A 13,197-nucleotide genomic window follows, 5' to 3' on the forward strand; every position below is an offset into this window, starting at 1 on the left:
CGGTGCCCTTGCGGGCCTGCCAGGGTAAGTCAGTGAGAGGGGAGGGAGGAGATAGTCTCCCTGGCCCGGCTGGAAAATGGTTCGTGGTGGCTGCGGATCGCTCCAGTGGCCGCCTGGACTTTGCCGCTGCGTGGTTGAATCCACATGGCTTGCGCTTGCTGCAAAGGCGTGGCCAACATGATTTTGGAGAGCAGGGCTGTAGGACAGTTCCCTGTGTGATACCTGCTGTTTCCCTTGTTGTGATTGCTTGGGTACCGAAACATGCCGGCACCCATCGGTTCACGCATCTGCACTACATTGAAGAATTTGTAACTTCTGAGCAATAGGGTTAACCCGTTGCTTCTGGCAGCAAAAAGCCCGCACTTGGCGGGCTCTGTCGCAGCTTGGTGGCTGCCAGGGGGCGGGCTGCGCCGGACCTCATATGGCGAAGGGAGTGCGGTCCTTGCCTTCGATCCAGCGGGGCTGCTTGCCACGGCCGGTCCAGGTCGCGCCCGTGGCCGGGTCGCGGTACTTGGGGACGCCGACCACGCGGAAACCGCCGCCAGCCTTGGCTTTGGACGAAGGGAAGACGTCGGCCTCGGTCAATCCGTATTGGTCGATGATGGTGCGCACCTGGGCAATGGCTCCGGACTTCTCGGTCTTGAGCACTTCGGCGATCTGGGCTTCGAGATGGGCTTTCTGCTGCAGCAGTGTCTTGTAGTCGGTAGTCATGTATATCAATGGATGTTGATCTGCCAATATAAAGGAATCTTAGGAGACTTTTGGCAAAGTGAGCCTACACTGCCGCGCAACACCCGGACGACGACAGGCGTATTGCCTGGAACCTGTCTGAGAACGGATTCCCATCTTGCCCGAGTCTAGGCGAGTCGGACGCTGATTTTTGTAGCGTATGGAAACCGGGCCATCGCGTCTGCCACAGCGGCGCAGGTGCTGGGGAACAGGGCTGTGTAGCAGGCGCCGGCCACTTTGATGATGCATCGCTTCATGTTTCTCTTCCCTTGAATGACAGATCTGCCTTCTTATCGGCATTTTTGTATCAAGGTGAAACACTTTCTTGCCCGGCTCCCTGCCGGCCCCCGATGGGAAGCCACTCTCGATCAATGGCAGTCCATACAAGGGAAGAAAAGGCCGCGTGGTGCACCCCAAAAATATGAGGGAGGGAAAAACACAGGGTGCGCGGCGCAAACGGCAGGGTCCTGGAATCAAGGCGCTGGCGTTTGCGACAGAAAAATCCCGCAGCCAGGGCGGTAAGTGTCTGTGTTACAAATTGACACTATAGCACGCATCCTTCAAGCTTGTGACTGGTTCTTGCAAAAGGCTGACGACTGCAGCTTGGGCGGCGCTGCCAGCAATGCAGTGCCTGCACGAAGAGGCTAGCCAGCGGGCTTCTTCGCACGCAGGAAGCAGGCAATTACAAGGGCAAGTACGCACTCTTCGAGCTCTGGCGGCCGATGCGTCTCGGATAGGCTCGGTGGGCATTCACAGCCCTCGTTTTGCCTTCACTACGCATCATGTTTCAAACACTTCGTGCCCGCCTGATCCTCATCTGCGTAGCAATCACCGTGGCCGCACTGTTCGCGCTGTCCATGGCCACCTTCTGGACGGCGCGCAGCAGCACGCTGTCCGATATCGACGAAAACATCGGCCAGCTCACGCGGGCCCATGCATCCACACTGACCGACTGGGTTCAGGACAAGCAGCGCATCACCGGCTCATTGAAGAAGGCGGTGGACCAGCCGGACCCCATCCCCTTCCTGCTGGCCGGCCAGCAGGCTGGCGGCTTCGATGACGCCTATTTCGTCCATGCCGACAGGCGCGCCGTGTTCACCCATCCCATGCCGGAGAACTACGACGGCACCCAGCGCGACTGGTTCAAGCAGGCCGTGCGCGAAGGCCGGCCGGGCGTGACGCCAGCCTATGTCGATGCCAGCACCGGCGAGCTGACCATCAGCTTTGTCGATCCGGTCGGCAGCTCGGGCGCCATCACGGCCGTTGTCGGCACTGATGTGCGGTTGGCCGCCATGTCCAGGAAAGTGGCCGCCATCCGTCCCCAGGAAAAAAGCTTTGCCTTTCTGATTGATGGCGAAGGCCGCCTGCTGGCCTACGCCAAGCCCGAGCTGGCGCTCAAGCCCGCTTCCGCGATTGCCCCTGAACTCGATGCCGCGCTGATCAAGCGCCTGGCCGAGCAGGGCGGCCGCGCCGATCTGGTGCTCGATGGCGAGCCGCAGATGCTCTACGCCGCCAAGGTCGAGGGCACGCCCTGGACGCTGGCCGTGGTGATCGACCGCGCACAGGCCACGGATTCGGTGCGGGCGCTGCTGCAGGTGGCCGCCCTCATCACCGTGCTGTCCGTGCTGGGCGCGGCGGTGCTGCTGACCGTGGCGCTGCGCCGCATGCTCAATCGCCTGGCCGTGGCACGCGATGCGCTGCAGGACATCGCCTCGGGCGAAGGCGATCTGACCCGCCGCCTCACCTCTGCCGGCCGCGATGAGCTGGCGCAGATCGGCCAGTCCTTCAACCAGTTCGTGGACAAGATCGCCACGGTGCTGCTGCGCATTCGCGAGTCGTCGGAATCGGTGCGCATGGCGTCGGCAGAGATTGCGGGTGGCAACCAGGACCTGTCGTCACGCACCGAGCAGCAGGCCAGCTCGCTGGAGCAGACGGCAGCCGCCATGGAGCAGATCACGGCAACCGTGCAGCAGAACGCGGCCAATGCGCGCCAGGCCAGCGAGCTGGCCACCAGCGCCTCGCAGATCGCCACCCAGGGCGGAGAGGCCGTCGGCCAGGTGGTGCAGACCATGGGCGGCATCGAGGCCTCGGCACGCAAGATCGAAAGCATCATCGGCGTGATCGACTCCATTGCCTTCCAGACCAACATCCTCGCGCTGAACGCAGCGGTGGAAGCGGCGCGCGCCGGCGAGCAGGGTCGGGGCTTTGCCGTGGTCGCCAGCGAGGTGCGCACGCTGGCGCAACGCAGCGCCACGGCGGCCAGGGAGATCAAGGCGCTGATCGATGATTCCGTGGGCCAGATCGACACGGGCAGCCGCCTGGTGCGCAATGCGGGCACCACCATCGACCAGGCCGTGGACGGCGTGCGCAAGCTCAGCACGCTGGTGGCCGAGATCAGCAACGCCAGCCAGGAGCAAAGCCGTGGCATTGCCGAGGTGGGCAGCGCCATCGGCCAGATGGACCAGGTCACGCAGCAGAACGCTGCCCTGGTGGAGGAGGTCACGGCCGCAGCGCAGTCGCTGCAGCAGCAGGCGGTGCAGCTGGCGCAGGCCGTGGCGGGCTTCAAGCTCGACGAAGGAAACGGCGCCCGCCGCCTGCGCTGAGCGCTGGCAAAACGCCGAGGCGGTGCCTGGTGTCAGGCCGCTTTGGCGCCCCCGGAATGCTCGCAGGCAAAGGCCGGTGAGTCCGCCTCGCCCGGCCGCTCGCCGGCCACGAAGTAGCGGTCGCGGCCGCTGGCCTTGGCCTGGTACAGCGCGGTATCGGCCATGCGCAGCAAGGCACTCAAACCCAGCGGTGGGTAGGCCATGTTCGTACAGCCTATGCCAATGCTCAGCGTGGGGCAGATGGCTGCGCCATCGTTCATGTCGATGCGAATTTCGCGCGTGGCCTCGCACAGCCGCTGGGCCACGGCCCTGGCCGTGACGCAGTCGGCACCGGGCAGCAGCACCGCAAACTCCTCGCCGCCCAGGCGGCCTATGAGTTCATGCGGGCGCAGCGCCTGCGACAGGCGGGCCGAGACTTCCTGCAGCACCCGGTCGCCGGCGGCATGGCCATGGCGGTCGTTGATGTGCTTGAAGTGGTCCAGGTCGAGCATCAGCATGGCGCCTGACTGGCGCTCGCGCTGCAGGCGCTCCAGCGTGCGCTGTGCGCGCTCCAGAAAGCTGGTGCGTGCCAGCAGTCCCGTCAGCGCATCGTGGTTCACTGCATGGCGCAGCTTGCTGAGCATGTCCTTGAAAGCCATGAGCGTGCAGGCCACGGCCAGCGGGCCGATCGACAGCATGGCCAGACCCAGGCGGAAGGAGAACGTGGTCTCCAGCTCGGTGTTGGGCGAGCTGAACAACACATGGGAAAACGTGGCCAGCTTGATGGCACAGCTGACCAGGTTGAGCAGGGCGACCACGAACAGCCGATAGCGCATGGCGCACAGCAGCATGGCCGGCATGGTGAGCGACAGCGCGCCTGGTCCGCCCAGGTAGATGGCAATGGATTCGGAAATCGCCAGGGCAAGCAGCGGCAGCAAGGCCTGCGCCGTTTGTTTGAATGGCTGGCTGCGCCAGGACAGCGGCTCCAGCTTTGCCGGAAGGCTCAGCAGCACAGGCAGCAACAGGGTCATGTGCATCAACTCGCTGCTGAACCACATGGCCATCATGGGCTGCCAGGGCCAATGCATGAGATGGTGCATGCCCGCCGAGCCCAGCACGGCTCCGACCACGCTCACCAGCAGGCTGCACATCACCAGATGCAGCACCGAGGAAGGAGAGCGCATCTGCTGCACCCGCTGCGGCAGGCGCCGCATCATCACCCAGCCGCAGGCCACGGCGGCCAGGTCGGCAAAGGTCAGCCACAGGGTCTGGTCCAGCGGACTGCCGGAAAGCCATTCGGCCAGCGCCATGGCAATGGCGGCAGCCGTCCAGCCGTGTCTATGGCTGTAGGCAGGGCTGCGAAGCATCCAGCCCAGGAGCAGGGCGTTGGACAGCCACAGGGACGACAGATGCTCCGGAGAGCGCAGGCCCAGCGCCACGGCCGAGCACAGGAACAGCACCCCGCCCAGCACAAAGCTGTCCCGCCAGGGCGTTGCAGCTTGTGGAAGGCTCCACGGATCTCCGGATGCGGCGCGATGTGACATATGTCTCCCCTGTGGAGACCGAATGGAGGCACCGGACTCTGCGCGCGTTCGTCGGGCATGGCGGCCATGCCCTTGTCATGGTGGTGAACGAGCGGCCCGGCGGGCAGCGGGAACAGTAAATCCTCCTCGGGGCAGATCAGACAAGAGGTGCGGGGTAACTTGAGTACACAAAATTTACGCCTGCGGGGCCAATCTAGCGGAAATGCATGTATTTGCAAGTACTGATCCATCTTGCATACAGCACGCTATGAGAGCGTTTCGCAGGCGCCGGTACGCCCGATCAGCACTGCCGCAAGTGGCAGCGGTGCGCTTGGAACAGCTTTTGTGAAGGAAAGATGGGATGCATGCTAAGGATTCATGCGGTTCCGTAGTCAGGTCCCTGCGTGGTCCCTGCTTCCTGCCGCACCAAGAGTTTGTAATTAGTTACTTTTGTTTCTGATGAATATCCCAAGAGCTGGTGGTGCCAGTCGGGGCGGCTGCTGGTCGGCGAAGGCTGGAGAGGCGTTCCTGCCGCCGCGGTACCAGGAAATGTGCAGCTCCTGTCGATAGAACGACGATGCGCAACGCATAAAATCGCCGGATTGGGGGAAATCTCTGCCGAAATGTTGAACCACATCCGGGCAGCCTCCATAAGTGCTTGCCGTTGAAATCCAGGGAACCGCATGGAATACCGTCTTGATGAAACCGACCGCCAGCTGCTGCGTCTGCTGCAGACCAATGCACGGGCTTCCACCGCACATCTGGCTCGGCAGATGAATCTGGCGCGCACCACGGTGGTGGCGCGCATTGCCAGGCTGGAGCAAGAGGGCGTGATCGCTGGCTACGGCGTGCGCCTGGGCGCACGCGTGGAGCAGTCTGCCGTGCGGGCGTATTGCGGCATCCGCGTGCAGCCCAAGACGGCCACGCTGGTCATGCAGGCGCTCAACCGCTTCACCGAGGTCGAGGAGGTCTCTGCCGTCAGCGGCCAGTACGACTACATGGTGTTCGTGCGCTGCGAGAGCAATGAAAAGCTCGATGCGCTGCTGGACCGCATCGGCCTGATCGACGGCATTCAGCAGACCTACACCTCGGTGGTGCTCAGCCGCAAGATCGACCGGCGCACCACGGCGGCCCTGAGCCAGCCGGGCGAATCCGCTGCCTGACGGGCGCGCTGCAGCCCTTGCAACCACTGTCGGGTCTCTGACATCTGCTAGTGAAACTGCCGGGTAGGCAGTCCCTTGCGGCCCTCCTATGCTGTTGTGGGCCCCCGTACAAAAAGGGGGTCTTTCTTTGTGTACGCATAACACCAGGAGACAAAGCATGTACCCAGCGGTTCGCAGTGGATGGAAGCCCCTGTCATTGATTTGCCTGGCCGCCTTGGCGGCCTGCGGCGGTTCGGGCGACGGCTCCAGCAGCAAGTACAGCGCGGAGATCCGCCGCACGGAAATGGGCATTCCGCACATCAAGGCCAAGGACTGGACGGGCCTGGGCTATGGCGCCGGCTATGCCCAGGCGCAGGACAACCTGTGCACCATGGCCGACTCCTTCCTGACGTACCGCGGGGAGCGCTCGCGTTACCTGGGCGGCGATGCCCAGGCCGTCTACGACAGCACCATCGACCGGCCGCGCAATCTCGACTCGGACTTCTTCTTCCGCCATGTCGTCTCCGATGACGCCGTGGCCGCCATGATCCAGGCCCAGCCGGACAAGCTCAAGCAATTGGTCGATGGTTTCGTGGCCGGCTACAACCGCGTGGTGCGCGAGACGCCGGCCGGTGCCAAGACCAATGCGGTCTGCGCGGGCCAGCCGTGGGTGCAGGCCATTACCGCGCAGGACATCTGGCGGCGCATGTACACGGCCAATCTGGCCGGCGGCTACAGCAACTTCGTGGCCCAGATCGCCAATGCCGTGCCACCTGCAGCGGCTGCGGCAGCAACGGCCTCGGCCAGGCCGGCAAAGGCCCGGCCGGCCGCGACGCAGCTGGCCGTGCTCAAGCCGGGACAGGTGGTGGCGCCATCATTGCAGGTGGGCGGCACCACGGGCATTGGCAGCAACATGTACGGCTTTGGCCAGCAGGCCACGGGCGGCGGCAGCAGCGTGCTGTTCGGCAATCCGCACTGGTACTGGAAGGGGCCGGACCGCTTCTATCAATCGCAGCTCACGATCCCCGGCGAGATCGACGTCAGTGGTGCCAGCTTTCTGGGCATTCCGATGGTGCTGATCGGCTTCAACAACGACGTGGCCTGGAGCCACACCGTATCCACCGCGCGGCGCTTCGGCCTGTTCATGTACCAGCTGGCGCCCAATGATCCGACCCGCTATGTGCGTGACGGCAAGACCGAGGCCATGCAGGCCAGCAAGATCACCGTGAGCGTGCGCAATGCCTCCGGCGGGCAGGACCAGGTCACGCGCACGCTGTACAAGACCGTGCACGGCCCGGTGGTCAACCTCGGCGCCATGGACCCGGCGCTGGGCTGGACCACGCAGAGCGTGTTCGCCATCCGCGACATCAACGCCTACAACTACCGCACCTTCCGCAACTGGCTGCGCTGGAACCAGGCCAAGTCGCTGGACGAGTTCATCCGCATCCAGAAGGAGGAGTCGGCCATTCCCTGGGTCAACACCGTGGCCGCAGGGCGCGGCAATGCCCAGGTCTGGTATGCCGACATCGGCGCCGTGCCCAACGTGCCGCCCGCGCAATTGCAGGCCTGTGCCACGCCGGCCTCGGCCGCCATCAACGCGGCGCTGCCCCAGGTGCCGGTGCTGGCCGGTGGCAGCAGCCAGTGCGACTGGAGTTCGGATGCGGATTCGGTGCAGGCCGGCGCCATCGGCCCCGCACGTATGCCCAATTTGCTGCGCAGCGACTACGTGGGCAACATGAACGACAGCTACTGGCTGTCCAATGCCTCGGCGCCGCTGACCGGCTATCCGGCCATCTTCGGCTCCACTTCGTCGGCCCAGAGCCTGCGCACGCGCCTGGGCCACACCATGGCGCTGCAGCGGCTGGCGGGCACGGACGGCTACCCGGGCAAGCTGGCCACCAGCGACATCGTGCGCCAGATGGTGCTGGACAGCCGTGTCTACAGCGCGCGCTTCAAGGACGAGGCATTGGCCCAGGTCTGTCCAGGCCCCGTGTCCTCGGCGGGTGAAACGGTGGACGTATCGGCTGCCTGCACGGCGCTGCAGGCCTGGGATGGCACGGGCACGGCGGCATCCAGGGGCTCCCATGTCTGGGACGAGTTCTGGAAGCGCGTGGCCAGCCAGATCAAATCGGCCGACCTGTATGCCGTGCCCTTCGATGCGGCCGACCCCGTCAACACGCCGCGTGGCATCAAGCCCACTGCCAAGGCGGCGCTGCAAAAGGCGTTCGCCGAGGCAGTGAAGGCCGTGCAGGCCAGCGGCTTTGCCATGGATGCGGCGCGCGGCACCGTGCTGTTCTCGCAGCGCGGCGGCGAGAAGATCGCGCTGTATGGCGGCTGCGGCGAGGTGGGCTACTTCACCATCACCTGCTCGGAAAACAAGATAGAGCAGGGTGGCTACAGCATGGACGGGCAGCCGCACGGCAACAGCTACATGCAGGTGGTGAGCTTCCCGTCGGCCGGTGTGGAGGCCCATACCTTCCTGACCTTCTCGCTGTCGGACGACCCGGCCTCGGCCCACTACGTGGACTACACCAAGGCCTACGGCGCGCGCCAATGGCTCAAGCTGCCGTTCACCGACAGCGCCATTCAGGCCAGCCCGGCCTACAAGACGCAGACCGTGAGCGAGTGAAGCAACCTGTGACCCGGTGACGGGCCGCCGGTTCGCTGGCGGCTCGCCGGGAGTGCAAAAAGCGACGGGGGCCTCGGCCCCCGTTGCTTTTGGAATGCGCTGGCCGTCAGTCCACGATGACGCGCGGCTCGCCCGCCTCCATGCGGCCGACGATGGCGGCACTGCCAAAGCCCTGCTCGGCAAACAGTGCAAGCACCTGATCGGCAACATCCGGCGTGCAGGACACGAGCAGGCCGCCCGAGGTCTGCGGATCGGTCAGCAGCGCGCGCTGCGCATCGGTGATGCCGGCGCCCAGCGCAACCTGCGCGCCATAAGAGGCCCAGTTGCGGCCCGAGGCGCCCGTGATGACGCCCTGCTCGGCAAAGCCCTGCACCGTGGGCAGCACGGGCAGGCTGCGGCTGTCGATGCGTGCCGTCAGGCCCGCGCCGCGTGCCAGCTCCAGGCCATGGCCCAGCAGGCCGAAGCCCGTCACATCGGTCAGCGCGTGCACGCCGTCCATCTTGCCCAGCGCCGTGCCGGGGCGGTTGAGCAGGGTGGTTGCTTCCACCATGGCGCGGTAGCCGGCCTCGTCCAGCAGGTTCTTCTTGAGTGCGGCCGACAGAATGCCCACGCCCAGCGGCTTGCCCAGGATCAGCACGTCGCCGGCCCGGGCGTCGGCATTGCGCTTCATCTGGCGGGGGTTGACGATGCCGATGCCGACCAGGCCGTAGATGGGCTCGACCGAGTCGATGGAGTGGCCCCCGGCCAGCGGAATGCCGGCATCGCGGCAGACCGATTCGCCGCCTTCCAGGATCTTGGCAATGGTGTCGTGCGGCAGCACATTGATGGGCATGCCCACGATGGCCAGGGCCATCAGGGGCTGGCCGCCCATGGCGTAGATGTCGGACAGCGCATTCGTCGCGGCGATGCGGCCGAAGTCATACGGGTCGTCCACGATGGGCATGAAGAAGTCCGTGGTCGCCACGATGGCCTGCTCGTCGTTGATGCGGTAGACGGCGGCGTCGTCGGCGGTCTCCGTGCCCACCAGCAGGTCCGGGAAGAACTGCTTGGGCAGCGCGCTCTTGCCGATCAGCTCCGCCAGCAGGCCCGGCGCGATCTTGCAGCCGCAGCCGCCGCCATGGGACAGCGAGGTGAGTCGGGGGGCTTGGGAGGTGTCTGTGGTCATGGAGCAATCCGGCGATCGGCGGCGATCGCAGTAGTGGGAAAGAGTGCCTGCCGCCAGCGCGGCGGCGCGCCATATTATGGGCGGGCACGGCGGGCGGCCATGGTACAAGCGGGCATGTCCAAGTCTTTCACTCATGACCGCGCATCCGTGGAATGCGATCCCGAGACGGTGGTGGGCGTGGAGCAGCGCGGCTTCAACGCCTGGCCGGCCCAGCGCACCGTGCTCTGCGGCGACTGGCTGCTGCGCGCCGCGCAGGGCCATACCAAGCGCGCCAACTCGGCCAATGCCCAGCAGCCCGGCGCCCGCCTTGGCGCCTTGCTGCCGCAGATCGAGGCCTTCTACGAGCGCCAGGGCCTGCCTGCCATCTTTCGTCTCTCGCCCCTGGCAAGTCCCGAGGCGGATGCGCAGCTGGCGCAGGCCGGCTACCTGCTGGCCGACCCCTCCCTGGTGATGCGTGCTGCATTGACGGACATGGCGCCGCCAGCGAACGACCAGGGCTGGACCCTTGCCATTCAAGCCCAGCCTGGCACGGCCTGGCTGCAGGGCTTTGCCCAGGCCGGCGCCGTGCCGGAGCAGCACAGGCAGGCGCACCACCAAATGCTGCAGTCCATTGCCTGGCCCGCCGCATTTGCTTCGCTGCAAGTGGGCGGTGGAGCGGGCGGCGAGCCGGCCGGGTTTGGCCTGGCCGTCGTGGAGCGCGGCTGCGTGGGCCTGTATGACATCGTCATCACGCCTGCGCTGCGCGGCCAGGGACTGGGCCGGGCGCTGGTGCATGGCCTGATGCACTGGGGGCAGACGCAGGGAGCGCAATGGGCCGAACTGCAGGTGCGTGCGCCCAACATGGTGGCGCGCGGGCTGTATGAAAGCTTGGGCTTTCAGGCGCTCTACGGCTATCACTACCGTCTGCCTGCCTCTGCGCTTTGATGTGTTGCCGCATTGGCCCATCACGGGCGCCCCGGCGTGACAGGCCGGGCGGCGCGATGGGGTCGATATGTGAAAAAATGCTTCAGTGCGCCAGCGTGGCGCAATGCATGGATATTCCGTTCAAGGAGCCTTGGTTGGCAGCTCGCACACATCGCATACATCACACATACCGCAGGTGGGGCATGGATTGCAGGATCAAAGGCCTGTCTGCCGGGGCCTGGCTGGTCGTGGGTCTGCTGGCCCTGCAGGCCGGGCTGGTGGGGCAGGCACATGCGGAGCCGGCGGCCGATGAGCATGAGCTGGGGGTGACCCGCACCGTCGTAGGCATCCTGGGCTACACGCGCTGGCCCACGGAAAGCCCCGTGCTGCGGCTGTGCGTGGTGGGCTCCACCGAATATGCCGACGACCTGCTCAATGGCGCCCCGCAGACCGTGGGCAGCCAGCGGCTGGAAGTGCGGCGCGTGGTGCCCGTCGATGCGCGCGCCCTGGTCGAATGCGAGGGCATTTATGCCGGCCAGCTCGATGAGGCGGCCTGGCGCAAGCTCATGGAGCAGCTGGCCGGGCGGCCGCTGCTGACCATCAGCGAGCGAGGCGAGCTGTGCCGCATCGGCGCCATGTTCTGCCTGCGCCGCCGTGGCGAGGGCGCAGGCTTCGAGGTCAGCCTCGACTCCGTGGCCCGCAGCGGCCTGCGTGTCAATCCCAAGGTGCTGCAACTGGCGCGCCACAGGACCTTGCCATGAAGTTGTCCCTGTCCGGCAATGCCTCCCTGCGCAACGTGATCCGCCGCGCGCACCTGCGCATGGCGGCGGTGGCCATCGCGCTGGCGGGGGCGCTGCTGCTCATCGTCGGCGTGGCCACCCTGCGCCTGTACCTGTCCAACAACCTGCATCTGGTGGCCCGTTCGCTGGCCTATACGGTCGAGGCATCGCTGGTCTTCGGTGACCGTGACGAGGCCGCCCGCGTGCTGGACCAGCTGCTGCGTGGCGAAGGCGTGGCCCACGCCGAGGTCTTCGATGCCGAGGGCCGCCCGTTCGTGCGGTGGTCGGGCCATGGTGGCTCGGCGCTGTCCAGCATCGGGGAGCTGCTGGCCGTGGGCATTGGCCTGCCGCGCGCCGAGGCCGATGTGCGCCAGGACGGCAGGCTGGTCGGCAGTGTGCAGCTGGCCAGCGATGGCGTGGGCCTGGTCCGCTTCCTGGGCGCAGGTTTCATCGTGCTGGTGCTGTGCGTGGGTGTCAGCGGCTATGTGGGCCTGCGCCAGTCGCGCCGCATGCTGCGCGACATTGCCGAGCCGCTGCAGCAGCTGGCGCGCGTGGCCCGGGCCGTGCGCCATGACCGATCCATGGACCAGCGCGTGCCGCTGGCGCGCATTGCCGAGCTGCGCGAGTTGGGCGACAACTTCAACGCCCTGCTGGCCGAGCTGCAGACGCGCCATGAGCGGCTGCAGCAGCAAAATTCGGCGCTGGAGCGACAGGCTTCGCGCGACAGCCTCACGGGGCTGGCCAACCGGCTGCATTTCGAGCAGCGACTGCAGCAGGCGCTGGACAGCGCGGCGGAGAGCGGGCAGAAGCTGGCCGTGCTGTTTCTGGACAACGACCGCTTCAAGCAGGTCAACGATGCCTACGGCCATGCCGTGGGCGATGTGCTGCTCAAGGCGGTGGGTGCCCGGCTGCGCTCGCAGGTGCGCGAGACCGATCTGGTCGCCCGCCTGGGCGGCGACGAATTCGCCATCCTGCTCTATCCCATCGGCGGCGGCGGCGACGCGCAGATGGTGCAGGACAAGATAGAGGCCGCCATGCGCGAGCCCCTAGTCGTTGGCGACGGCGTGGTGCTGCAGCCTTCGGTCAGCGCGGGCGTCGCCCTTTTTCCCAAGCATGGCCAGAGCATGGAGACGCTGATGCGCCATGCAGACCAGGCCATGTACCAGGCCAAGGCCATGCGCCAGGCCGAACGAATCACAGGAGGATGACATGTTGAAACGACGGAGCTGGATCCGGATGTGCGGCGCAGGTGCGGCCGCAGTGCTGGCCCTTGCGCTGGTCGGTTGCCAGACGGTGCCTCAGGCGCCGGCCAAGGCGCCGGGGCTGACCGAAGAACAGCAGCAGTTGCTGCGCAGCCAGGGCTTTGCGCAGGCAGACCAGGGCTGGGAGCTGCAGATGTCGGGCAAGCTGCTGTTCGGCTTTGATTCGGCCGAAGTCGGCGCCCAGGCGCGTACCAAGGTGCTGGAGCTGGGCCGTGCCCTCAAGGGCGTGGGCATCGAGCGGCTGCGCGTGGAAGGCCATACGGACGATCGCGGCAGCGATGCCTACAACATGCGCCTGTCGCTGCGCCGCGCAGAGGCGGTGGCCGATGTGCTGGCCGAAGCTGGCCTGGCGCGCCAGGATATCGAGGTCAAGGGCCTGGGCCGCGCCATGCCCGTGGTGCCCAGCGATGCAGCGGAGAACCGCCGCGTGGCCATCGTCGTGCCCTTGCAATAGCCGGAACCTGGCTGGAATCAGAGTCGGGG

General features: G+C 66.1%; 10 protein-coding genes. 7 read left to right on the plus strand and 3 right to left on the minus strand.

All coding sequences use genetic code 11. The features are described from left to right. Window positions 1-417 precede the first annotated feature (417 nt). Complete coding sequence (locus BW39_RS07925; protein WP_012205312.1) at window positions 418-711, minus strand: H-NS histone family protein; 294 nt, start codon at window positions 709-711, stop codon at window positions 418-420. Window positions 712-1,511: 800 nt separating this feature from the next. Between BW39_RS07925 and BW39_RS07930 the strand changes: the two genes are divergently transcribed. Then, window positions 1,512-3,332, plus strand: a complete 1,821-nt coding sequence (locus BW39_RS07930; protein ID WP_043820925.1) for a methyl-accepting chemotaxis protein — start codon at window positions 1,512-1,514, stop codon at window positions 3,330-3,332. Window positions 3,333-3,364: 32 nt separating this feature from the next. Here BW39_RS07930 and BW39_RS07935 read toward each other — a convergent pair whose 3' ends face one another. Then, window positions 3,365-4,855, minus strand: a complete 1,491-nt coding sequence (locus BW39_RS07935; protein WP_043820926.1) for a GGDEF domain-containing protein — start codon at window positions 4,853-4,855, stop codon at window positions 3,365-3,367. 662 nt (window positions 4,856-5,517) lie between these two features. Between BW39_RS07935 and BW39_RS07940 the strand changes: the two genes are divergently transcribed. Beyond that, the gene (locus BW39_RS07940) at window positions 5,518-5,997 is read left to right on the plus strand and encodes an Lrp/AsnC family transcriptional regulator (RefSeq protein ID WP_012205315.1); all 480 of its coding nucleotides are present in this window, start codon (window positions 5,518-5,520) and stop codon (window positions 5,995-5,997) included. A gap of 157 nt (window positions 5,998-6,154) precedes the next feature. After that, a complete protein-coding gene (locus tag BW39_RS07945; RefSeq protein WP_043820928.1) occupies window positions 6,155-8,605 on the plus strand; it encodes a penicillin acylase family protein in 2,451 nt (816 codons plus the stop codon). 106 nt (window positions 8,606-8,711) lie between these two features. Here the strand turns inward: BW39_RS07945 and selD are convergent, their stop codons facing one another. After that, window positions 8,712-9,770, minus strand: a complete 1,059-nt coding sequence (selD, locus tag BW39_RS07950; RefSeq protein ID WP_043820931.1) for a selenide, water dikinase SelD — start codon at window positions 9,768-9,770, stop codon at window positions 8,712-8,714. A 99-nt stretch (window positions 9,771-9,869) separates the two neighbouring features. Between selD and BW39_RS07955 the strand changes: the two genes are divergently transcribed. The 4 genes from BW39_RS07955 (at window position 9,870) to BW39_RS07970 (ending at window position 13,168) form a co-directional block, all read left to right on the plus strand. Continuing rightward, complete coding sequence (locus tag BW39_RS07955; protein ID WP_043820933.1) at window positions 9,870-10,694, plus strand: GNAT family N-acetyltransferase; 825 nt, start codon at window positions 9,870-9,872, stop codon at window positions 10,692-10,694. Between the two features lie 182 nt (window positions 10,695-10,876). After that, window positions 10,877-11,434 carry a YfiR family protein gene (locus BW39_RS07960; RefSeq protein ID WP_043820934.1) on the plus strand — a complete coding sequence of 186 codons (558 nt, stop codon included), beginning with the start codon at window positions 10,877-10,879 and terminating at the stop codon, window positions 11,432-11,434. Continuing rightward, a complete protein-coding gene (locus BW39_RS07965; protein WP_013802667.1) occupies window positions 11,431-12,660 on the plus strand; it encodes a sensor domain-containing diguanylate cyclase in 1,230 nt (409 codons plus the stop codon). The genes BW39_RS07960 and BW39_RS07965 overlap by 4 nt, the downstream gene beginning before the upstream one ends. Before the next feature lies 1 nt (window position 12,661). Then, window positions 12,662-13,168 carry an OmpA family protein gene (locus tag BW39_RS07970; protein WP_013802666.1) on the plus strand — a complete coding sequence of 169 codons (507 nt, stop codon included), beginning with the start codon at window positions 12,662-12,664 and terminating at the stop codon, window positions 13,166-13,168. Window positions 13,169-13,197 lie beyond the last annotated feature (29 nt).

The organism is Delftia sp. RIT313, from assembly GCF_000632165.1.
GTDB lineage: Bacteria > Pseudomonadota > Gammaproteobacteria > Burkholderiales > Burkholderiaceae_C > Comamonas > Comamonas acidovorans.